Origin of the sequence: Bradyrhizobium sp. B025 (assembly GCF_042257955.1) — a bacterium.
GTDB classification, from domain to species: Bacteria; Pseudomonadota; Alphaproteobacteria; order Rhizobiales; family Xanthobacteraceae; genus Bradyrhizobium; species Bradyrhizobium diazoefficiens.
The window spans coordinates 2,115,792-2,135,936 of record NZ_CP170150.1; the positions used below are offsets into that span (position 1 = coordinate 2,115,792).

At 64.6% G+C, this 20,145-nt stretch carries 21 protein-coding genes; 11 read left to right on the top strand and 10 right to left on the bottom strand.

Annotated elements, in window-relative coordinates; all coding sequences use genetic code 11:
* The first annotated feature begins 77 nt into the window (after positions 1–77).
* A complete protein-coding gene (locus ACE10W_RS09825) occupies positions 78–896 on the top strand; it encodes an aldo/keto reductase (protein ID WP_271558171.1) in 819 nt (272 codons plus the stop codon).
* Positions 897–962: 66 nt separating this feature from the next.
* Here the strand turns inward: ACE10W_RS09825 and ACE10W_RS09830 are convergent, their stop codons facing one another.
* Both ACE10W_RS09830 and ACE10W_RS09835 read right to left on the bottom strand, forming a co-directional pair.
* Entirely contained in the window at positions 963–1,184 is a 222-nt protein-coding gene (locus ACE10W_RS09830) for a hypothetical protein (protein WP_304551281.1), read from the bottom strand.
* A 95-nt stretch (positions 1,185–1,279) separates the two neighbouring features.
* A complete protein-coding gene (locus ACE10W_RS09835) occupies positions 1,280–1,732 on the bottom strand; it encodes a hypothetical protein (protein WP_038965896.1) in 453 nt (150 codons plus the stop codon).
* 158 nt (positions 1,733–1,890) lie between these two features.
* Here ACE10W_RS09835 and ACE10W_RS09840 point away from each other — a divergent pair, with 158 nt between their 5' ends.
* Complete coding sequence (locus tag ACE10W_RS09840; protein WP_028175357.1) at positions 1,891–2,163, top strand: helix-turn-helix domain-containing protein; 273 nt, start codon at positions 1,891–1,893, stop codon at positions 2,161–2,163.
* Between the two features lie 7 nt (positions 2,164–2,170).
* Here the strand turns inward: ACE10W_RS09840 and ACE10W_RS09845 are convergent, their stop codons facing one another.
* Entirely contained in the window at positions 2,171–3,403 is a 1,233-nt protein-coding gene (locus ACE10W_RS09845; RefSeq protein WP_011085398.1) for a PLP-dependent aminotransferase family protein, read from the bottom strand.
* Positions 3,404–3,491: 88 nt separating this feature from the next.
* Positions 3,492–4,019 carry a DUF3124 domain-containing protein gene (locus tag ACE10W_RS09850; protein WP_304551283.1) on the bottom strand — a complete coding sequence of 176 codons (528 nt, stop codon included), beginning with the start codon at positions 4,017–4,019 and terminating at the stop codon, positions 3,492–3,494.
* Positions 4,020–4,086: 67 nt separating this feature from the next.
* On the opposite strand from ACE10W_RS09850, the gene ACE10W_RS09855 reads away from it, so the two are divergent.
* The 4 genes from ACE10W_RS09855 to ACE10W_RS09870 all read left to right on the top strand — a co-directional run bounded on the left by ACE10W_RS09855 (position 4,087) and on the right by ACE10W_RS09870 (position 9,490).
* Positions 4,087–5,817, top strand: coding sequence for a cation:proton antiporter (locus ACE10W_RS09855; RefSeq protein ID WP_060910913.1), 1,731 nt, complete (start codon positions 4,087–4,089; stop codon positions 5,815–5,817).
* Positions 5,818–6,006: 189 nt separating this feature from the next.
* Entirely contained in the window at positions 6,007–7,083 is a 1,077-nt protein-coding gene (gene ribB, locus ACE10W_RS09860; RefSeq protein ID WP_011085401.1) for a 3,4-dihydroxy-2-butanone-4-phosphate synthase, read from the top strand.
* A 132-nt stretch (positions 7,084–7,215) separates the two neighbouring features.
* Positions 7,216–8,430, top strand: a complete 1,215-nt coding sequence (locus tag ACE10W_RS09865; RefSeq protein WP_011085402.1) for an acyl-CoA dehydrogenase — start codon at positions 7,216–7,218, stop codon at positions 8,428–8,430.
* 136 nt (positions 8,431–8,566) lie between these two features.
* Entirely contained in the window at positions 8,567–9,490 is a 924-nt protein-coding gene (locus ACE10W_RS09870; RefSeq protein ID WP_028175354.1) for an MBL fold metallo-hydrolase, read from the top strand.
* Positions 9,491–9,497: 7 nt separating this feature from the next.
* On the opposite strand, the gene ACE10W_RS09875 is transcribed toward ACE10W_RS09870, so the two are convergent.
* Together ACE10W_RS09875 and ACE10W_RS09880 are read right to left on the bottom strand one after the other, a co-directional pair.
* Positions 9,498–10,352 (bottom strand): DUF1499 domain-containing protein, encoded by an 855-nt coding sequence (locus tag ACE10W_RS09875; protein ID WP_011085404.1) that lies wholly within the window; start codon positions 10,350–10,352, stop codon positions 9,498–9,500.
* Between the two features lie 205 nt (positions 10,353–10,557).
* Positions 10,558–12,186, bottom strand: coding sequence for a fatty-acid--CoA ligase (locus ACE10W_RS09880; protein ID WP_011085405.1), 1,629 nt, complete (start codon positions 12,184–12,186; stop codon positions 10,558–10,560).
* A gap of 65 nt (positions 12,187–12,251) precedes the next feature.
* Here ACE10W_RS09880 and ACE10W_RS09885 point away from each other — a divergent pair, with 65 nt between their 5' ends.
* Positions 12,252–13,316, top strand: a complete 1,065-nt coding sequence (locus ACE10W_RS09885; RefSeq protein ID WP_304551285.1) for an extensin family protein — start codon at positions 12,252–12,254, stop codon at positions 13,314–13,316.
* Between the two features lie 38 nt (positions 13,317–13,354).
* Here the strand turns inward: ACE10W_RS09885 and ACE10W_RS09890 are convergent, their stop codons facing one another.
* The gene (locus ACE10W_RS09890) at positions 13,355–14,041 is read right to left on the bottom strand and encodes a L,D-transpeptidase (protein ID WP_011085407.1); all 687 of its coding nucleotides are present in this window, start codon (positions 14,039–14,041) and stop codon (positions 13,355–13,357) included.
* Between the two features lie 337 nt (positions 14,042–14,378).
* On the opposite strand from ACE10W_RS09890, the gene ACE10W_RS09895 reads away from it, so the two are divergent.
* Entirely contained in the window at positions 14,379–15,356 is a 978-nt protein-coding gene (locus ACE10W_RS09895) for a magnesium transporter CorA family protein (RefSeq protein ID WP_011085408.1), read from the top strand.
* Positions 15,357–15,541: 185 nt separating this feature from the next.
* Positions 15,542–15,760, top strand: a complete 219-nt coding sequence (locus ACE10W_RS09900) for a hypothetical protein (protein ID WP_074077209.1) — start codon at positions 15,542–15,544, stop codon at positions 15,758–15,760.
* 182 nt (positions 15,761–15,942) lie between these two features.
* Here the strand turns inward: ACE10W_RS09900 and ACE10W_RS09905 are convergent, their stop codons facing one another.
* Positions 15,943–16,695, bottom strand: coding sequence for an SDR family NAD(P)-dependent oxidoreductase (locus tag ACE10W_RS09905; protein ID WP_011085409.1), 753 nt, complete (start codon positions 16,693–16,695; stop codon positions 15,943–15,945).
* Positions 16,696–16,716: 21 nt separating this feature from the next.
* Positions 16,717–17,358: a pyridoxamine 5'-phosphate oxidase gene (gene pdxH / locus ACE10W_RS09910; protein ID WP_011085410.1), complete on the bottom strand. Its 642-nt coding sequence runs from the start codon at positions 17,356–17,358 to the stop codon at positions 16,717–16,719.
* 113 nt (positions 17,359–17,471) lie between these two features.
* Between pdxH and ACE10W_RS09915 the strand changes: the two genes are divergently transcribed.
* Both ACE10W_RS09915 and ACE10W_RS09920 read left to right on the top strand, forming a co-directional pair.
* Positions 17,472–17,879 carry an RT0821/Lpp0805 family surface protein gene (locus tag ACE10W_RS09915; protein ID WP_304551286.1) on the top strand — a complete coding sequence of 136 codons (408 nt, stop codon included), beginning with the start codon at positions 17,472–17,474 and terminating at the stop codon, positions 17,877–17,879.
* Positions 17,880–17,989: 110 nt separating this feature from the next.
* Positions 17,990–18,952 carry a J domain-containing protein gene (locus ACE10W_RS09920; RefSeq protein ID WP_304551287.1) on the top strand — a complete coding sequence of 321 codons (963 nt, stop codon included), beginning with the start codon at positions 17,990–17,992 and terminating at the stop codon, positions 18,950–18,952.
* A 326-nt stretch (positions 18,953–19,278) separates the two neighbouring features.
* Here the strand turns inward: ACE10W_RS09920 and ACE10W_RS09925 are convergent, their stop codons facing one another.
* Positions 19,279–20,049 carry an anti-sigma factor gene (locus tag ACE10W_RS09925; protein ID WP_011085413.1) on the bottom strand — a complete coding sequence of 257 codons (771 nt, stop codon included), beginning with the start codon at positions 20,047–20,049 and terminating at the stop codon, positions 19,279–19,281.
* Between the last annotated feature and the right edge of the window lie 96 nt (positions 20,050–20,145).

Sequence of the window (20,145 nt, forward strand, 5' to 3'; positions counted from 1 at the left end):
TTCCATCAACGAAGCGTCTGTCCCCGCGGCCTCACCGCGGGCATCTCGCGGGCTGAAATACGTCAGGAGCCTGTTTTATGGACAATCTGAACACACAGGGCATCAGCATGCCCAAGCTCGGCCTCGGCACCTTTCGCATGCAGGGCGATGCCTGCCGCGCCGCGGTCGAGAGCGCGCTGTCGGTCGGCTACCGCCACATCGACACGGCCGAAATGTACGCCAACGAGGAACCCATCGGCGCCGCGCTCGCCGCGGCCCGGCTGCCGCGTGGTGAGTTGCACGTCACCACGAAGGTCTGGCACGAGAATTTGGCGCCGGATGCGATCCGGCGGGCCTTCGACGCCAGCCTGAAGAAGCTCCGGCTCGACCACGTCGATCTCTATCTCGTGCACTGGCCGTCCAAGTCTGCGAACTGGGGCGCGGTGTTCGAGACCTTGATGAAGCTGAAGGAGGAGGGACGCACGCGGGCGATTGGCGTTGCCAATTTCACCACGGCGCTGCTCAAGATCGCGGTCGAGGACATCAGGGCGCCGATCGCCTGCAACCAGATCGAATATCACGCGATGCTCGATCAATCGAAGGTGCTGGCCTATCTCAATGCCAGGTCGATCCCGCTGGTCGCCTATTGCCCGCTGGCGCAGGGACGCGTTGCCTCCGATCCGGTGCTGGCGGAGATCGGCGCCAGGCACAACGCGACCGCTGCACAGGTTGCGCTGAAATGGCTGCTCGACCAGGGCGGCGTTGCGGCGATCCCGAAGGCCTCGCGCCGCGAGAGCCAGCAGGCCAATCTCGATGCGCTGAAGATCACGCTCGACGATGCCGACCGCAACAAGATCGCAGCGCTACCGAAGGACAGGCGTTGCGTCAATCCCGGCTTTGCGCCGGCGTGGGACTGACCATAAGCACGTCGCGAACGCAAAGAAATGGCCCCGCGAGGGGCCATTTCGATGTTGCGTTGCGCGTTAGTCCCAGTGGTGATGGCTGCGCTTGACCACGACGACACGATCGCGATGGTGCCAGCCGCGATGCCAGCCATGATCACGATGCTCGCGCATTTCGGCGCGGGCACCGTAACCGTAGCCATGGTGGCCGTCCCTGATCACCACCGTTTCGGCACTCGCCATCGTCGGTGCAATGATCGCGAGCGCGCCGAGAGCAGCAACCACATAACCAAGCTTCTTCATGATGTCCTCCTCCAACTCAATGCACATGAGAACCGCGCATTCGCGCGAACGTTCCGGAGGAACTGGCAGAGAATTCTGAACGGATGTTCAGATGCTCAATCGCAGCGTTGCTGCGCAGGGGTCGGCGCGCCCGTGGCGACGTATTTGCCGTCCCTGATCGTATATGCGCCGCGCTCGCTGCGATTGTAGATCGCGCGCAGGCTGCCGTCCTTGGCCAGCAGCAGCCCGAACTCGCGGGTCTGATGCAGCGATGGAAAGTACACCATCACATTGAGCAGGCCCTCGGCGTTGACCGTGGCGGACACGACTTCGTTCTCGTCCTTGGCCTCGCCGAAATTGCGCCGGTACATCACCCGGCCGTCCTTCTGGATCTCGTAAGTCAGGAGCGCCCCCCTGTCGCGGTCGGGCCGGGCCGCGCAATCGACCGCCCATGAGCCGAGCAGGCCCCATTGTTCGACCGTCGCCGCAAGCGTCTCGGCACCGGCCGTGGACGTGAACGCGACCCACACCACCGCCGCCGTGGTCCAGCGGCTCAACCAACGCGTCATGTCCTGAAAGGCCCCACCTCGAAGAATTCCAAAGTGTAGCATCCCGCCCGCGGTCGTCCACGCCAGCCGCCGATCGCTCGCGAATTTGATCCGCGTCAATGAGGCCGGCCGTATCGGGGGTAGGATGGCTGCTCCCGAAGGCGAACGTGGATAGACCAATGCTGAATCAAGTCATGGATTTTGCGGGCGAAGTGCTGCCGGGGAGCTGTGCCGTGCCGCCTTATTCGGAGACCGCGTTTCTGGCCGAGCTGGGCGACCGCTTGAAGTCCTCGCGCACGCGCTGCGACCTCTCGCGCCGGGAGCTGGCCCGCCGCTCCGGGATTTCCGAGCGCTATATCGCCCAGATCGAGGCCGGCAAGGGCAACGTCTCGATCGTCCTGTTGCTGCGGCTGGCCTCCGCGATCCACGGCAGCCAGCCCCAGGCGGCTTGACGAGGCGTTAAGCCCGCTTCTCCACATTGGCGCTGCGGGCCGGCACGCCGAACTCCTTGCGGCAGACCTCGGCCAGCACAGCGACGCCCTCGCGGATCTGCTGATGCGTCGGGCTGGCAAAGCACAGCCGCAGGCGTGAGCTGGAATGGCTCTTGCTGGTGGACCATTCCGGCCCCGGATTGATCGAGACACCGGCGGCAAGCGCGGCCTGATAGAGCTTCAGCGTATCGACCTGGTCGGGCAGCTTCACCCACAGGAAGATGCCGCCCTTGGGCTCCTCGAACTCCGCCGCCGTTCCGAACTGCTCATTGAGGGCTTCCATCAGCGTATCGAGCTTGGTGCGCAGCGTCTTCGTCAGGGCCGGCACGTGGCTTGCGAAATGCGGCTTGCAATAGGCCGCCAGCACCATCTGCTCCAGCGCACCGGAGCCGGCATCCGTCTTCAGCGACAGCATCCGCGACATCACATCCCAGGGCGCGACGATGAAGCCGACGCGCAGCGCCGGCGCGATCGATTTCGAGAACGAACCGATGTGGATCACGCCGCCGTTCGGGCTCATCGCATAAATCGCCGGCGGCCGCTGTCCCGACCAGACGAGATCGGCATAGCAGTCATCCTCGAAGATCGGCACGCCATACTCGGCCGCGAGCCGCACCAGCTCGGCGCGGCGGCTCTCCGGCATGATGCTGCCGGTCGGGTTCTGCACCGTCGGGATGGTGTAGATGTATTTTGGCCGGATGCCCCGGCTCTTCAGATCGGCCAGCGTCGTGGCCAGCACGTCCATGCGCATGCCGTCCGCATCGAGCGGAATGCCTGCTACGTTGACGCCGAGCCGTGCCAGACGGTTCAGCGAGCCCTGATAGCTGTCCTGCTCGAAGATCACGGTATCGCCGCGGGCGAGCAGCGTATTGTTGACGAGGTCGAGCGCCTGGAGCGAGCCCGAGACGATCAGGAGATCGTCGACCGTGCAGTTGATGCCGGCATCGCGCTTCAGTTTTGTTACGAGGAATTCGCGCAGCGGCAGGTAGCCTTGCGGCCCGTGCGCCAGACCGTAAGTGGCGAGCGATCGGCCCTCGCGTTGCAGGGCGAGGTTGGCCGCCTCGATCAGCTCATCCAGCGGCACCTGCTCGGAATCATTGTTGCCGCCGACAAAGCTGTATTTGGCAAGGCCCGTCCAGCGCGCGGAAGGGGCCGGCAGCCCTGCGGGAAACAGGGGCGCGAAATCGAAGCTGGACGTCATGGGAGCGTTCCTCGTGTTGTTCTTGTTGAGCGGCCGGCTTTGCGCCGGCCTGCCTTACGTCTTGTTGGCCGTCCGGGTCGGACGGCTTCTACTTCTTTGTGGCAGTCCGGGTCGGACGGCCCTGGCTGATGAAAGCGTAATGCGCATTGGCGACGCCGCCAACCATCAAGGCCTCGACCACCGGCTCGGCGATGTCGCCCGTTGCGGCCCAGTCGACAATGAAATTGGCCCCGGTCCCGCCGCGCACGTCATCGGTCGGAATGAAGATCGAGACGGTGGCGAGGGGCTTCAAGGCCACCGGCGCTTTCAGATAGCTCTCGACCTGTTTGCCTGCGGTGTCGAAATAGGCGATGCGGTTGACCACCAGCGGCTGGCTCTCGGAGGCGTTGTGAACGCTCAAGGTCACCGAGAAGTCGACGCGCAGCTTGCCCTGGCTCATCGCGACGCTGGAATAGGCCGGCACATAGAACCCGCCGGCGACGGCGAGTTGCTCCTTCGGCAGCACAGTGAGCGAATCGGCAAAGTTTTGTTCGATATTGACCTTGGATTGCGCCGCGGCCGGCAAGGCGAACGCGAACGGAGCTAGCACGGCTATCAGCCAGAGCACGATCCGCATGTGACGAATTGCTCGCTTGCCGCGGCGCAACCTGTCTCTAGGGTGCGGCAAAACGGACCAATTTCGCATGCATGAGCTTATTCGCGACATCACTCTCTGTATCCTGTTTGCCTGGATGCTGGGCCTGCTCGCCCATTTCTCCCGGCAACCTCTGATCCTGGCCTACCTTATCGCCGGCTTCTGCATAGGTCCATTCGGCGCCGGCTGGGTCAAATCGCAGGAATCGATCAGCGTCATCTCCGAGCTCGGCCTGATCTTCATGCTGTTCATGATCGGGCTGGAGATCGACCTGAAGAAGATCGTGCGGGCGGGAAAGGTGATCCTGTTCGCGGCGGGCGGCCAGCTGCTCGGCGGCTGCCTGCTCGGGGTCCTGTTTTTCGCCGGCATCGGCCTGTCGCTCGGCGGCGGGCATTTCGATGCGGTCTATCTCTGTATCGCCTGCGCGCTGTCGAGCACCGTCATCATCGTCAAGGTGCTCTACGAGAAGCGCGAGCTCGACACGCTGCCCGGCCGCATCACGCTCGGCGTGCTGGTGCTCCAGGACATCTTCGCCATCCTGTTCCTGGCGGTGCAGCCGAGTCTTGCCAATCTGCAAGTGAGCGTCATCCTGCTCTCGATCGGCCGCGTCGCGGTGCTGGTCGCCGCCGCGCTGCTGGTCAGCCGCTATGTGCTGCCGCGCCTGTTCCACCAGATCGCCCGCCGGCCCGAACTGATCCTGCTCGGCGCGCTCGCCTGGTGCTTCCTCGTGGCCGAGACCGCGGAGCGGCTGTCGCTGTCGCGCGAGATGGGCGCCCTGATCGCCGGCGTCTCGCTTTCGACCTTTCCCTATGCGCTCGACGTCACCGCCAAGGTCACCACGCTGCGCGACTTCTTCATCACGCTGTTCTTCGTCGCGCTCGGCATGACCATTCCCGTGCCCGGCCTCTCCGTGATCGGGCTTGCCTTGATGATCGCGGCGTTCACGGTGGTGAGCCGGCTCGTCACGACCTTCACGCCGCTCTACCTGATGAAGCAGGGGCTGCGTGCCAGCCTGTTGCCGGCCCTGAACCTCGCGCAGATCTCCGAGTTCTCGCTGGTCGTGATCCAGACCGGTGTCACCGACAACCACATCGCAGCCGAGACGGCGAACGCGGCCTCCTTCGCCTTCGTGGTGCTGGCCGTGCTCTCGACCTTCGTGATGACGCGCAGCGACGAGATCGCCCGCTGGGCGATCGGCCCGTTGAAGCGGATCGGCCTGCGCGATCTCGATCACGGCAATGGCCATGCCGAGGAGGGCCACGAGGGCGGCCATGGCGAGGCTCGCCGCATCGTCATCCTGGGCTTTTTCCGCGCGGCGAGCGCGCTGCTGGCCGAGATCGAACGGCAGGCGCCGGTGTTGCTCGAGCAGATCACGGTGGTCGATTTCAACCCCAATGTGTACCAGACCCTGCTTTCACGCGGCCTGCACGTGATCTATGGCGACATCAGCAGCGCGGACACGCTGCTCCATGCCGGCGTCGGCAAGTCCGAGATGATCATCCTCAGCGTGCCGGATGCGCTTCTCAAGGGCGCCAGCAACGAGAAGCTGGTCCGCCACGTCCGCACCCTCAACCCGACCGCCATGATCGTGGCTACGGCCGATCTTTTGTCGGATGTCGGCGAGCTCTACGAGGCCGGTGCCAGTTACGTCACCGTGACCCGACTCAGCGACGCCCACGAGCTGTTTACCGTGATCGAGGCCGCCCAGGCCGGCCTGCTCGCGGATAAGCGCGCCGAGCTCGACCTGCGGCTCGGCGAGCGGAGAGAGGTGCTGCCCTGACGGCGTCCGGCCGTCTTCCTTCCGGGGTTTGTGCGCCTATATCCCTGGTATCTTCGGTGCAAGCCTGAGACCCGCCGCCCTGACGGCCGTCTGGCATATGCGGTTGCGTCCAGGACACTAGCGCTTGGGGCCAAGTCCGGCTAAGGCGTCCGGCTAAGCCTCCGGCCCATAACCGATAGAGATTGGGAAATGCCCGATACCGTCCAGGAAGTCTTGCAGGCCTTTGCCAGGGGCGAGCTCGTCGTCGTCACCGACGATGAGGACCGCGAGGGCGAGGGCGATCTGATCGTCGCGGCCTCGCTCTGCACCGCCGAGAAGATGGCGTTCATCATCCGCCACACCTCCGGTATCGTCTGCGCGCCCGTGACCACGGAGGACGCGCGCCGCCTGCGGCTCGATCCCATGGTCGCCCACAACGATTCCGCGCATACCACCGCGTTCACGGTCTCGATCGACTACAAGCCCGACGGCGGCACCGGCATCTCCGCCGAGGAGCGCGCCTCGTGCTGCCGCGCGCTGTCCAATCCCAATGTCGGCGCCAACGATTTCGCCCGGCCCGGCCACATCTTTCCGCTGATCGCCAAGGACGGCGGCGTGCTGCTGCGCTCCGGCCATACCGAGGCCGCCGTCGACCTCTGCAAGCTCTCCGGCCTGCCGCCGGTCGGCGTCATCAGTGAGCTGATGAACGACGACGGCAGCGTGATGAAGGGCGAGCAGGTCGCCCGCTTCGCCGCCCAGCACAAGCTCAAGCACGTCACCATCGCGGACATGATCGCCTACCGCCAGGTGCGCGAGAAGCTGATCGAGCGGGTCTCGACCTTCGTCACCGACAGCCCGATCGGCCCCTTGCAGGGCTATGCCTATCGTTCGCCGTTCGATTCCATCGCCCACGTCGCCTTCGTCTACAACGGCGTCGGCGACGGCAAGAACGTGCTGACGCGCTTCCACAAGCCGAACATCGTCAAGGACATCTTCACCGGGCACAAGCGCATGGCGGCCGTGCTCGAGCATTTCGAGAGGTCCGGCCGTGGCGTGCTGGTTTACTTGCGCGACGGCGCTGCCGGCGTGCCGGTGGCTCCGCTGCCCGACGAGACGTCGACGGAGGCCGACCGCAACCGCCAGTGGCGAGAGATCGGCGTCGGCGCGCAGATCCTGCGCGATCTCGGCGTCACCTCGATCCGGCATCTCACCTCCTCGGTGCACGACTACAAGGGCCTGTCGGGCTTCGGCATCGAGATCGTCGCCAACGAGCTGCTCGAAATCTGACGACGTCGTTTCCGGGCGCGCGCCGTTGCGCGAGCCCGGAATGATCGAAACCAGGATGCAATTGAACTTGTTGCCGCGGCGCTTTACTTTGTCGGGCAATTGTTGACGGAACCAGACGCGAAAGGACGTTTCATGAGCGTGCGCCCTCAGACCAAGGACAAGCCGGCTGCGGCTTCTTTCCAGTGGGACGATCCGTTCCTGCTCGACGAGCAGCTTACCGAAGACGAGCGCATGGTGCGCGACACCGCGCGCGCCTACGCCCAGGACAAGCTGCTGCCGCGTATCACCAAGGCCTATCTCGAAGAGACGACGGATCGCGAGATCTTCAACGAGATGGGCGAACTCGGCCTGATCGGCATCACGCTGCCCGAGGAATATGGCTGCGCCAATGCGAGCTACGTCGCCTACGGCCTGGTCGCGCGCGAGATCGAGCGGGTCGATTCCGGCTATCGTTCGATGAACTCGGTGCAGTCCTCGCTGGTGATGTACCCGATCTACGCCTATGGCGACGAGAACCAGCGCAAGAAATACCTGCCGAAGCTCGCCAGCGGCGAGTGGGTCGGCTGCTTCGGCCTGACCGAGCCCGATGCCGGCTCCGATCCGGCCGGGATGAAAACCCGCGCCGAGAAGGTCTCCGACGGCTACCGCCTGACCGGCAGCAAGATGTGGATCTCGAACGCGCCGATCGCCGACGTGTTCGTGGTCTGGGCCAAGTCGGCCGCGCATGACAACCAGATCCGGGGCTTCGTGCTGGAGAAGGGCATGAAGGGCCTCTCCGCGCCGAAGATCGGCGGCAAGCTCAGCTTGCGCGCCTCCATCACCGGCGAAGTCGTGATGGACGGTGTCGTGGTTCCGGAAGACGCGCTGCTGCCCAACGTCTCCGGCCTCAAGGGCCCGTTCGGCTGCCTCAACCGCGCCCGCTACGGCATTTCCTGGGGCGCGCTGGGCGCAGCCGAGGACTGCATGCACCGCGCCCGCCAGTACACGCTCGACCGCAAGCAGTTCGGCAAGCCGCTGGCCGCGACCCAGCTGGTGCAGAAGAAGCTCGCCGACATGGAGACCGAGATCGCGCTCGGCCTCCAGGGCTCGCTTCGCGTCGGCCGCCTGATGGACGAGGGCAAGTTCGCCCCCGAGATGATCTCGATCATGAAGCGCAACAATTGCGGCAAGGCGCTCGACATTGCCCGCGTCGCGCGCGACATGCACGGCGGCAACGGCATCTCGATCGAGTACCACGTGATGCGCCACGTCCATAACCTCGAGACGGTCAACACCTACGAGGGCACCCACGACGTCCACGCCCTGATCCTGGGCCGCGCCATCACGGGCATTCAGGCGTTTTTCTGACGAGGTCATCCGTCATTCCGGGGCGCGCGAAGCGCGAACCCGGAATCTCGGGCCGCATTATTCCTGTTCCATCGAGATTCCGGGTCTGGCCCTGACGGGCCATCCCGGAATGACGTCAAAGAACAAAGAAGAAGCCATGTCCGACAACGACGACGTCCCGTTCAACCGCAACTTTCCACTCAAAGCCGGAATCGTCGAGGAAGTCCGCCCCGGCGTGCGGCGCGTGCTCTGTAACAATCCGAGCCCGTTCACCTTCAGCGGTACGGTCAGCTACATCGTCGGCACGGGCAACGTCGCGATCATCGATCCCGGTCCTGATGATGCGGCGCATGCGGCTGCGTTGCTCGATGCCGTGCGCGGCGAGACGGTGAGCCACATCTTCGTCACCCACACCCACCGCGACCATTCGCCGAATACGGCGCGGATCAAGCAGGCGACCGGCGCGCCTGTTTATGCCGAGGGCCCGCACCGCGCCTCGCGCCCGCGCTTCGAGAGCGAGAAGCACAATCCGGAATCCGGCGTCGATCGCGATTTCGCGCCCGATATCAGGATCGCTCATGGCGACGTCGTCGAGGGCGCGGGCTGGCGCCTCGAGGCGGTGGCGACGCCGGGTCATACCGCCAACCATCTCGCCTTCGCCTGGCCCGAGCGAAAATTCAACTTCGTCGGTGACCACGTGATGGGCTGGTCGACCTCGATCGTTGCGCCGCCCGACGGCTCGATGATCGACTACATGGAATCGCTCGATTGCTTGGCCGCCCGCGAGGAGGATCTCTATTTCTCAGGCCATGGCCCCGAGATACCGGATGGTCCGCGCTTCGTGCGTTTCCTGATCCGCCACCGCAAGGCGCGCGAAGCCTCTATCCTGCATCGTCTCGCCAAGGGCGAGGCCGACATCCCGACCATGGTGCGCGCGATCTATATCGGCATCGATCCACGGCTGACGACGGCCGCGGGCTATTCCGTGCTGGCGCATCTGGAAGATCTGGTCGCCCGCGGCGTGGTGGCGACGGATGGCGATCCCGTGATTGGCGGGACATACCGGATGGCGGGAGCCTAGCTCACCGTCACTTCTTCACCGTCTTCGCCGGTGCCTTCGGCGGCGTCACCGGGGTCTTCTTCACCGGCTTCAGCGCGTCCGCATCGGCGGCGGTGTTGAGATCGTCGATGAATTTTGTGACGCGGGCGGCGTTGCTGCCGAGGTCGCTCTCGAAATAGCGCGAGGCGGAGCGGATATCGACGCGGGAATCGTCGCCGTCGGGCACAACCCTGATGGAAATGTCCTCGCGCAAACCCATGATCGGCGTGCGCGCCACCGCCTCGATGCGTCCGATGCGGCGCGGCGGCTGCGGCGCGCGCTCGTCGATGACGAGCCATTTGCGCTTGTTGACGATCTGGAGTGCGATCGCATAGGCGCGGTCGACCGGGATCTCGAGCTCGATCGGCTCGATATCGGGATAGAAATGGCGCTGCTGCTCGGCCGAATAGAGGCCGGCATAAACCGCGGTATTGGCGCCTTCACCGGTGCGCAGGCGCGCCAGCGCGTCGAAGCGGGGCGGGTCGATCGGGTCGGTCGTGACGTCGTGGATGGCCGGCAGCTTGCGGTATTGCAGGCCGAGATAGGCCGGGTAGGCGAGGATCATGCCGTCGATCAGGAAGGCGAGCAGGATGCGCGCCATGCCGCGCGAGCCGTTCTGCCAGATCGCGGCGAAGCCGGCGAGGCCGAACAGGATCGAGAGCGCGGCGATGGCGAGGCCGCCGAAGAAGGTGGCGAGCGCCGGCTTCGGCTCCAGAAAGCCGAACCGGACGACGAGGATCGACACCGCCACCGCCACCACCGCGAACACGGCCAGATTGCGCGCCCAGCTGGCGAGGCTGGACACGGGCTCCGACTGGTAGGGAGCGGAAAACCTGCGGGCCATCGGGTGAGCTCTGCCGGGGTTTTGGAGGCGGTGCCGCGCCGATCTGGCGCGACGATAGGAGGCGTTGAGACCACGCCCCGGCGGCAAATTCAAGGGAGACCGGGTTGCTACTGCCCGTCATTCCGGGGCGCCCGAAGGGCGCCCCCGGAATCTCGAGATTCCGGGGTCGATGCCGTTGGCGTCGCCCCGGAATGACGTGTAAGTCCTACGCCGCCGCGTTCGGGAAGCGGTAATCCTTGAACTGGTCGCGCAGCGCGGTCTTCAGGATCTTGCCCGTGGCGGTGTGCGGGATGCCCTCGACGAAGGCGACGTCGTCGGGCATCCACCATTTGGCGATCTTGCCGTCCATGTACTTCAGGATGTCCTCACGGCTGGCCTGCTGGCCCTGCTTGAGCTGCACGATCAGCAGCGGCCGCTCGTCCCATTTGGGGTGGAAGACGCCGATCACGGCGGCCTCCGCCACGGCCGGATGGCCGACCGCGAGGTTTTCGAGGTCGATCGAGGAGATCCACTCGCCGCCGGACTTGATCACGTCCTTGGAGCGGTCGGTGATCCGCATGTAGCCGTCCTCGTCGATGGTCGAGACGTCGCCGGTGTCGAAGAAGCCGTCCTCGTCGAGGATGTTGGCATCGAGCCGATAATAGGCCTTGGCGACGGCGGGGCCGGAGACCTTGAGGCGGCCGAAAGTCTTGCCGTCCCAGGGCAGCTCCTTGCCGGCATCGTCGGTGATCTTCATCTCGACTGCGAAGGGCGCGTAGCCCTGCATCTGGAGCACGTCGAGCCGCGCATCGCCGGTCGCGTTCTGGAACGGCGGCTTCAGCGCCGCGACGCTGCCGATCGGGCTCATCTCGGTCATGCCCCAGGCGTGGCGGACGTTCGAGCCCATGTCGAGGAAGGCCTTGATCATCGAGCGCGGCATCGCCGAGCCGCCGCAGATCACCATCTTCAGGTGCGGCAGCTTCAGATTGTTGGCGGTCATGTGCTGGAGCAGCATCAGCCACACCGTGGGCACGCCGGCGGTGTGCGTCACCTTCTCGGTCGAGAGCAATTCATAGACCGAAGCGCCGTCGAGCTTGGCGCCGGGCATCACTAGCTTGGTGCCCTGCGAGGGCGCGGAGAAGGCGATACCCCAGCTGTTGGCGTGGAACAGCGGCACCACCGGCAGCATCGTCTCGGAGGCGCTGGTGCCGAGCGCATCGACGTTGTTGGCCATCAGCGCGTGCAGCACGTTGGAGCGATGCGAATACAGCACACCCTTCGGATCGCCCGTGGTGCCCGACGTGTAGCACATCGCCGCCGCCGTGTTCTCGTCAAAGTCCTTCCATTTGAATTTGCCGTCGGCCTGCGCAATCCAGTCCTCGTAGGCCACCGCATTCTTCAGCGTGGTCTCGGGCATATGCGCCTTGTCGGTCAGCACGACGTAGCGCTCCACGCTGGGCAGCTTGTCGGCGATCTTCTCCAGGATCGGAACGAAGGTGATGTCGGTCATCACGATGCGGTCCTGCGCATGGTTGATGATCCAGGCGATCTGCTCGGGGAAAAGGCGGGGATTGACGGTATGGCAGATGGCGCCGATCCCCATGATGCCGTACCACGCTTCGAGATGGCGCCAGGTGTTCCAGGCGATCGTTGCGACGCGGTCGCCGAGCTTGATGCCGTCGCGCTCCAGCATCTGCGAGACCTTGAGCGCCCGCTTGTGGATCTCGGCGTAGGTGGTGCGATGGATCGGTCCCTCGATCGATCGCGTGACGACCTCCTGCTTGCCATGAATCCTGGCGGCGTGTTCGATGATCCGGTGGCAGAGCAGGGGCCAGTCTTGCATCAAACCAAGCATTCCGACGTTCCTCCGAGAAGTCGCTGGACGCGTTATCGCTCTCAGCGTTGGGCCAAAGAATTGTCATGAGTTTTAGCCTGCCGGACTTTCGCCGCAAATGGTCTTGTCGCGGCTATATGTCCGCCGGCGCGGCAATGGTTACCGTCGCGCTGGGGCTGACGCTTGGGCTCGCGGATCGGGCGGAGGCGCGAAAATATGCTGCGCCGCTCGATATCTTTGGCTTTGGTACACCACGGCCGCGCGCGAAGGTTCATTCCGCCAAGATCCCGCTACCGAAACCTCGCCCCGCGGAGGCCCCCAAAGCACCGGACGGGGCCGCACCGGAGGCCGACGGCAAGCCTTCCCCGGACAAGCCGGCCGAGGCGCCGCCGCTGCCCGAGAAGCAGGTCTCGGCCTGCCGGCTCGCGCTGACCGAGGAGATCGCAATTGCACCCTCCATCCCCGATATCCGCGGCCCCGGCGGCTGCGGCGGCGAGGATCTGGTGCGGCTGGAGGCCATCGTGCTGCCGGACAAGCGCAAGGTGGCGGTCAAGCCGGCGGCGATCCTTCGCTGCACCATGGCGTCTGCGATAGCCGACTGGGTGCGCAAGGACATGGTGCCGCTGGCTACCAGTCTCGGCTCGACCATCAGCGATCTCGACAATTTCGATAGCTTCGAGTGCCGCGGCCGCAATCGCATCGTTGGAGCGTTGCTGTCCGAGCACGGCAAGGCCAACGCCCTCGACGTCCGCGCCGTCAAGCTCGCCAACGGGCAGTCGATTGGCCTCACCGATCGCACCATGTCGCGTGACGTGCGCGAGCGTGTGCTGCATTCGGTGTGCGCGCGCTTTTCCACCGTGCTCGGCCCTGGCTCGGACTGGTACCACGAGGACCATATCCATCTCGACCTGGCGCAGCGGCGCAACGACTACCGGATCTGCCAGTGGAACGTCTGGGATCCCCTGCCGCAGATCGCGCCGCTGCTGCCGGCGGAACGGCCCGAGGAGGCGCCGCCGCGCGAGGTCGCGTCCAAGCCTGAGGCAAAGGATGGGGCTGGTGACGAGGCGGCGGAGAAATCCCCCGCGCCTGCGGACAAGCCGGCGGCCGACAAGGTCCAGCCGTCCAAGCCGGCAACAAAAAAGCGCCGGTAAAACCGGCGCTTTTGAATGTCGGAGATCGGGAGAGGCGATCAGTAGCTGCCCGCCTGGCCAGTTCCGCCGGCGCCGAGCGCCAGGCGCGAATTGTAGGGCGAGTCGCCGTGCTTCGGCTCGAGCACCACCACGATGGTGCCGACCTTGACGCGGCCATAGAGGTCGATCGCGTCCTCGTTGGTCAGACGGATGCAGCCCGACGAGATCGAGGCGCCGATATATTCCGGCTGGTTGGTGCCGTGGATGCGGAACAGCGTGTCCTTGCCGCCCGAGTAGAGATACATCGCGCGGGAGCCCATCGGATTGTCCGGACCGGGCGCAACATAGGTCGGCACGCCCAGGCGCGAAATCTCGCCCGGGGTCGGATGCCAGGCCGGCCACTCGGTCATGCTGCCGACCTTGGCGATGCCTGACCAGGCCATGGCTTCTTCGCCGACGGTGATGCCGTAACGGATCGCCTTGCCGCCATCCAGCACGTAATAGAGGTAGTGGTTGTCGGAATCGACCACGATCGAGCCGGGCGATTCTTTGCGGTGATATTCGACGATGGCGCGGCGGAACGGCTCTGCGACCGGGGTGTTTTCGTACCGGACCTTGGCGAGCAGTTCCTTGTCCTTCGGCTTGAAGGCCTTGGTGTCGGTCGCTTCGAAATGCGTGGCCTGCATGCAGCCCGACAGCATCAGGCCAGCGGCCAAAATCCCCAACTTAACTTTCAGCGACGACATGATTTGGTTCCAATCAAAACAATACCGCGCGGGAAAGCCTGAGCTTAGCGCCCAACTTCCTCGACTCCGTTAATCCCATTATCGTTGAAATCTGCCACAATTCCAGCACTCAAGGCCTTTTCCCGCGCTGCGAGACCTCAGCTGTGGCTTTTTTGCCGCAAGTTTTTCAGGTTTACGCGGGTTTTGGGGCAAAGCGTGCCGGATTGTCGATTCTGTGTCACGGTTGGGCCACGGCGTCGCCACAAATGCAAACGCTCCGTTAATGTGCTTGTCATGATGAACTTGTCAGAATCGCGCTAAAGGCTGTCATTCTGTCGCAGGTTCTCTGGAGTTGTTCATGTTTTCGGTGTTTGTTCCCTCCGAGTCCTCCCTCAAGAAGGCCGTCATCGAGGATCTCACGGCGCTGCCGGAGAATGCGGTCTGGATCGACCTCTTCAGTCCGAGTGCGGCCGAGGACAAGGCGGTGGAGCGGCTTGCGGGCATCGCCATCCCGACCCGGGAAGACATGCAGGAGATCGAGATCTCCAGCCGCCTCTATATCGAGAACGGCGCGCGCTACATGACCGCGACGCTGATGTGCCACTCCGATACCGACATGCCCCGGACCACGGCGGTGACCTTCATCCTCGGCGACCACCGCCTGGTGACGGTGCGCTACGACCTGCCGAAGCCGTTCGCCCTGGTCGAGGCCAAGCTTGGCCGCTCGTGCACGCCGGCGATCACCGGCGAGATGGTGCTGATGGAACTGCTGGACGCCGTGATCGACCGCTGCGCCGACATTCTGGAGCGCTGCGGCGCCGAGATCGACCAGGTCTCGCACGACATCTTCGAGCCCGAGAGCGAGCGCCACGGCCACGCCAAGCAATATTCCCAGATCCTGATCTCGATCGGCCGCAAGGGCGATCTGACCTCCAAGGTTCGCGAGAGCCTGGTCTCGATCGGCCGCGTCGTCGCCTTCCTCTCGGCGGTGGTTGAGGGCGTGAAATGGTCCAAGGACATGCGCGAGCAGCTCAAGACCATGCAGCGCGACGTCTCCTCGCTGACCGACCACGCCTCCTATCTCTCCAGCAAGATTACCTTCGTGCTCGACGCCATGCTCGGCGTCGTCAATCTCGAGCAGAACAACATCATCAAGCTGTTTTCGGTCATGGCTGTTGTCCTGATGCCGCCGACGCTGATCGCCTCGATCTACGGCATGAACTTCAAGTCGATGCCGGAACTCGAATGGGCGCACGGCTATCCGATGGCACTGGTGCTGATGCTGATCGCGGCCATCGTCCCGTACTGGATCTTCAAGCTCAAGAAGTGGCTCTGATACCTACCGAGACCTTACGCCGTTCGTCGAGACATGGTGGTTGGTGTCGCAGAATAGAGCGGGATTGCGGCGTCGCGGTGATGCGTGGCTGCCGCCCCAATTCCTCCGGTAAAATTTGAGCGGTGAGCTGAACGTTTGCGCGAAACTTGTCTGCGATAAGTAGTGCGTAGCCGCGAGGAACAGCCATGGTTGAAAAACACATAACGTCGCCCCGGAACGTCATCGATCTGGCGAACTATCGTCAGGCCCTGGCGAACGGCAAGGCGTCGTCGATGTCGGCACGCATGTGCCGGCACTGTGGTGCTCCGCTGCTCGATGGTGAGAACGACGACGACTGCTCGACTGCATTCAGCACGGCCACGCCAAGGCCGCGCGAGAGGTCACGTCGGATTCGACTCGATTGAGCAACGGAAGGTAAGGGCGATCCAGGTCTTGCGGCGGCTTTGTCTGGATCGCCTGCTTCCCTAGGCACTTTTTCCAATTCCGTCATTGCGAGAAGCGAAGCGACGAACCAATCCAGACCGTCTCCGTGGGGGCGGCCTGGATTGCTTCGCTGCGCTCGCAATGACGACCGCTAAAAGCTGGTCTAGACGTGCTGGCCGCCGTTGATGTGGATCTCGGCGCCATTGACGTAAGACGAGGTGTCCGTGCACAGCACGTAGACGATCTTGGCGACCTCGTCGGGCGTGCCGAGCCGGTGCATCGGGATCTGCTGCTCCACGATCTTCTCGGTGCCGGGCGACAGGATCGAGGTGTCGATCTCGCCCGGCGCGATCGCGTTGACGCGGACGCCGACGCGGCCGAAGTCCGAGGCCATCTCGCGCGTCAGGGATGCAAGCGCGGCCTTGGAGGTGGCGTAGGCCGCGCCTGCGAAGGGATGCACGCGCGAGCCCGCGATCGAGGTGACGTTCACGACCGAGCCCCTGGCCGCCTTCAGCTCCTCGATAAGTCCGCGCGCCATCATGATCGGCGCGAAGAAGTTGACGTGGAAGACATGCGTCCAGGTATCGAGGTCGGTGTCGACCGAACCGAGCCGGGAGCCGCCCGGGCCCTTCGGCGAGATCGCGGCGTTGTTGACCAGCGCATGAAGCATGCCGCCCTCGAGGCGGTTGCGGATTTCGGAGATCGCGCGGGTCGTGTCCTTGGGGTCGGCGAGGTCGACCTGGATGTGGTCCTCAGGGCCCGCATCCCAGGGGCAGTCCTCCGGGAAGGGATGCCGCGAGCAGGTGATGACGCGCCAGCCCGCCGAGGAGAAGCGGATCACGGTAGCATGGCCGATACCGCGGCTCGCTCCGGTCAGGAGCAGCGTGCGTCGCGGTGCGTTTGACGAATGCGGCATGAAGGTCTTTCAGGTCGGGGCCTAAGGGTACATCCGCGTCTTGGACCACTTCTGGCCCGCGGCGTCACGACGAAATTCGATGCGGTCGTGCAGACGGAATGGGCGATCGTGCCAGAACTCGATGCGGACCGGCGTGATGCGCCAGCCGCTCCAGCCGGGCGGCCGTGGCACCTCGCCGATGATGTATTTGGCCGCGACTTTTGCGATGGCCTGTTCGAAGGCGAAACGGCTCTCCAGCGCCTCGGACTGCTTGCTCGCCCAGGCGCCGATCTGCGCCTGCTTGGGGCGGGTGGCGAAATAGGCGTCGGCCTCGGCGTCGGTCACCGGCGTCACGTTGCCGCGGATGCGGACCTGACGGCGCAGCGACTTCCAGTGAAAAAGTAACGCTGCCTTAGGATTTGCGGCGAGTTCACGGCCCTTCTGGCTCGCGATGTGGCTGTAGAAGACAAAACCCTCGGTATCGAAGCCCTTCATCAGCACCATGCGCACGTCAGGCAAGCCGTCCGGGTCGACGGTTGCGAGCGCCATGGCATTCGGATCGTTCGGCTCGCTCTTGATCGCTTCGTTCAGCCAGGTCTCGAACAGCGCAAAAGGCTCGTCGGCGGCGGTGAAATCACCGGATGTTAAGGGTGTCTGGTGTTTCATCGAGGTCGTGTCGGTCATGTCTGGAGTCCGAGTTGCGTTCCGCGGCCCAAAACGCGTTGTTGTCCGCTACCGCCCTATATAGGGCATGGGGACGCGTTGGCCTATCGGCGATCCGGCCGTCCGGCCTTGTCATGACGATGGTCCTGATCGGCTTCGGCGCCGGCGGCTGCAGCTTTTCGCGCAACGACACCAGCGCCTATGCCAAGGCCGACGACAGCGACCTCACCGGCTCGATCGCGCGGCCGGCGAATGACGCAGCACCGACCGAGACCGATCTTGCCTTCGCCCGCAACGCCGCCTCCGACGTGCTGAGCAAGGGCGACAAGGATTCCAGCCAGCACTGGGAGAATCCGGTGACCGGGGCGCGCGGCTCGGTGACGCCGATCGCGCAATCCTATGCCGCCGAGGATGGCCGCAGGTGCCGCGACTTCCTCGCCAGCTACGTCAACGGCAATACCGAAAGCTGGCTCCAGGGCGCCGGCTGCCAAAGCAGCCGTGGCCGTTGGGAGATTCATACGCTAAAGCCGTGGCGGAGCTAGGATTCGGCCGGCAATCCTAGTTGCAAAAATGCCACTCTCTCCCCACATGGTTCGCAGGTGGGGCGGGGAGCCCTTTGAACAATTCGATTTCTTTGAAGGAGACGTGACGGATGCGCGACCCCTATGAGGTCTTGGGGGTGCCGCGGAGCGCCAATGCTGCCGCGATCAAGAGCGCCTATCGCAAGCTTGCCAAGAAGCACCATCCCGACAGCAACAAGGACGACCCGAAGGCCGCCGAGCGTTTCGCCGAACTCAATTCGGCCAACGAGATCCTCGGCGACGAGGACAAGCGCAAGCAGTTCGACCGCGGCGAGATCGACGCCGACGGCAAGCCGCGCTTCCAGGGCTTTCCGGGCGGCGGCGGGCCGCGCGGCCGCGCGGGTCCCGGCGGGTTCGAGAGCTATACGTTCCGCTCCGGCGGCGGCCCGGGTCAGGGCGGCGGCGCGTTCGAGGACATCCTGAACAGCATGTTCGGCGGAGGGGTGCGCGGCGCGCGGCCGGGGGCCGGCGGCGCCGGGCAGTTCGAATTCGACACCGGCGGGATCGGGCTCGATCTCGACGTGAACGTCGCCATGTCCGTCTCGCTGGAGGAGTCGGTCAAGGGCGGCGAGAAGCGCGTCCGTCTTCCGACGGGCAAGGAGCTCAACGTCAAGATTCCGGCCGGCGTCACCGAGGGCCAGCAGATCCGGCTGCGCGGGCAGGGCGAGAGCGCCCAGGGCCATCCGCCGGGCGATCTTCTGATTACCATCGGCATCGCGCCGCACCCGCATTTCAAGGTCGAGGGCGCGGATCTCAGGATCGACCTGCCGGTCACGCTCTACGAGGCGGTGCTCGGCGGCAAGGTCCGCGTGCCGACCCTTGGGAATGCAGTCGAACTCTCGGTCCCGAAGAACACTTCCAGCGGCCGCACCTTCCGGCTGAAGGGCAAGGGCCTGCCGAAAGCAGGCGGAACCGGGGATCTCTTCGTCACTGTCAGGATTATGCTACCGGACGGGAACGACGCTGAGCTTGAAGCATTGATGGAGAAGTGGCGGGACCAACACCCCTACAATCCACGTAGCGGGCTTGGTTAGGGCGCGGTCGGAACTGAAGGGGTTTTCCTAAGGTCTACAGCATCCTCTCTTGCAGATGATGCTCATCATATGCCTGAGGCGCGATAGCGCTTCTCGGCTCATATGCTCGACGTGTCGGCTGTCCGGCGGGGCAGCCGATAAAAAGGTGCGGCCTCGAGAGGGGGACCAGCGCGGTACCAAAAACCCCAATCGAGGCCGCCCGCGTCGATCGGCGGATCGAACGCTGCTCATTTTCGCGTGATCATCCGGTGCGATAATGAGACGCGCCGATGTCTTGATTCCAAATTTTCAATGACGGAATCGAGGCACCGCGCTTGCGCGGTTGTCTAGGTGCCGTTTTTCTCTGCCTGGTCGTACACGGCCTGCGCCACCTTGGTCAGCCGGTCGCGATCGCCACCGCCGCTGACGACGTAGCCGACCCCGCGCTCCGCCCAGAACAGCGCGCCGTCCTTGTCCGTCTTGGCGTACCGCATCTGCGTTGCACCATTCTCGGTCTTGGCGGTGTAGATCGTGTACCGCTCGCCCGAGGCGCCCTCATACATCAGGAACGACGCCGGACCGTTCGGCCCTGGCAGGAGCCGGCCGCCGACCAGCTTCAACCCGCTCGCCTCCAGGTTCGGCGCGAACACGGTCCAGCCGCAGCGCCGGGTCAGCCAGGCCTGGAGATGGTCACGCTCGTTGCCGCCGACCTCGACGGGGTGGCGGACCTCGACGACATAGAGACGGTGGGCGTCGAGTGCGTCGGCCGTAAAACTCTGGAAGGTCGAGGGGGAGTTGGCGGCGCCATGCGCGATCCAGCCGGCGGTGCCGCCGGCGACGAAGGCAACCAGCACAGCCGCGGCGGCGCCATAGAGCCATTGCCGGGGGCGGCGCTCCAGCCGTTCGAGCTCCAGCCGTACTGGCACCGGCTCCTGGGCGACGGAATCGTAGCGGGCGTGCAGCATCTCGGCCATGTCGCGCCAGGACTGCACCCGCTCGGCATCGTCAGGATGGGCGGCAAGCCAGGCCTCGACGTCGGCGCGGCGCTCGGCCGGCAGCTCGCCATCGACATAGGCGTGCAACTCGTCTTCGGTGATCGGAATATTGCGGTCGTTCATATCGATCGTCTCTGGCTCTGCGGCCCAAAATATCCTTCGTGACTCAACTTCGCTCGCTTTGTCGGCAGGCTGCGGACGGACCCAACGCGTTGCATC

Excerpts from the sequence above, each read along its gene's own strand:
- ACE10W_RS09825 (WP_271558171.1), top strand. The coding sequence starts at position 78 with ATGGACAATCTGAACACACAGGGCATCAGCATGCCCAAGCTCGGCCTC.
- ACE10W_RS09830 (WP_304551281.1), bottom strand. The coding sequence starts at position 1,184 with ATGAAGAAGCTTGGTTATGTGGTTGCTGCTCTCGGCGCGCTCGCGATC.
- ACE10W_RS09835 (WP_038965896.1), bottom strand. The coding sequence starts at position 1,732 with ATGACGCGTTGGTTGAGCCGCTGGACCACGGCGGCGGTGGTGTGGGTC.
- ACE10W_RS09840 (WP_028175357.1), top strand. The coding sequence starts at position 1,891 with ATGCTGAATCAAGTCATGGATTTTGCGGGCGAAGTGCTGCCGGGGAGC.
- ACE10W_RS09845 (WP_011085398.1), bottom strand. The coding sequence starts at position 3,403 with ATGACGTCCAGCTTCGATTTCGCGCCCCTGTTTCCCGCAGGGCTGCCG.
- ACE10W_RS09850 (WP_304551283.1), bottom strand. The coding sequence starts at position 4,019 with ATGCGGATCGTGCTCTGGCTGATAGCCGTGCTAGCTCCGTTCGCGTTC.
- ACE10W_RS09855 (WP_060910913.1), top strand. The coding sequence starts at position 4,087 with ATGCATGAGCTTATTCGCGACATCACTCTCTGTATCCTGTTTGCCTGG.
- ribB (WP_011085401.1), top strand. The coding sequence starts at position 6,007 with ATGCCCGATACCGTCCAGGAAGTCTTGCAGGCCTTTGCCAGGGGCGAG.
- ACE10W_RS09865 (WP_011085402.1), top strand. The coding sequence starts at position 7,216 with ATGAGCGTGCGCCCTCAGACCAAGGACAAGCCGGCTGCGGCTTCTTTC.
- ACE10W_RS09870 (WP_028175354.1), top strand. The coding sequence starts at position 8,567 with ATGTCCGACAACGACGACGTCCCGTTCAACCGCAACTTTCCACTCAAA.
- ACE10W_RS09875 (WP_011085404.1), bottom strand. The coding sequence starts at position 10,352 with ATGGCCCGCAGGTTTTCCGCTCCCTACCAGTCGGAGCCCGTGTCCAGC.
- ACE10W_RS09880 (WP_011085405.1), bottom strand. The coding sequence starts at position 12,186 with ATGCTTGGTTTGATGCAAGACTGGCCCCTGCTCTGCCACCGGATCATC.
- ACE10W_RS09885 (WP_304551285.1), top strand. The coding sequence starts at position 12,252 with ATGAGTTTTAGCCTGCCGGACTTTCGCCGCAAATGGTCTTGTCGCGGC.
- ACE10W_RS09890 (WP_011085407.1), bottom strand. The coding sequence starts at position 14,041 with ATGTCGTCGCTGAAAGTTAAGTTGGGGATTTTGGCCGCTGGCCTGATG.
- ACE10W_RS09895 (WP_011085408.1), top strand. The coding sequence starts at position 14,379 with ATGTTTTCGGTGTTTGTTCCCTCCGAGTCCTCCCTCAAGAAGGCCGTC.
- ACE10W_RS09900 (WP_074077209.1), top strand. The coding sequence starts at position 15,542 with ATGGTTGAAAAACACATAACGTCGCCCCGGAACGTCATCGATCTGGCG.
- ACE10W_RS09905 (WP_011085409.1), bottom strand. The coding sequence starts at position 16,695 with ATGCCGCATTCGTCAAACGCACCGCGACGCACGCTGCTCCTGACCGGA.
- pdxH (WP_011085410.1), bottom strand. The coding sequence starts at position 17,358 with ATGACCGACACGACCTCGATGAAACACCAGACACCCTTAACATCCGGT.
- ACE10W_RS09915 (WP_304551286.1), top strand. The coding sequence starts at position 17,472 with ATGACGATGGTCCTGATCGGCTTCGGCGCCGGCGGCTGCAGCTTTTCG.
- ACE10W_RS09920 (WP_304551287.1), top strand. The coding sequence starts at position 17,990 with ATGCGCGACCCCTATGAGGTCTTGGGGGTGCCGCGGAGCGCCAATGCT.
- ACE10W_RS09925 (WP_011085413.1), bottom strand. The coding sequence starts at position 20,049 with ATGAACGACCGCAATATTCCGATCACCGAAGACGAGTTGCACGCCTAT.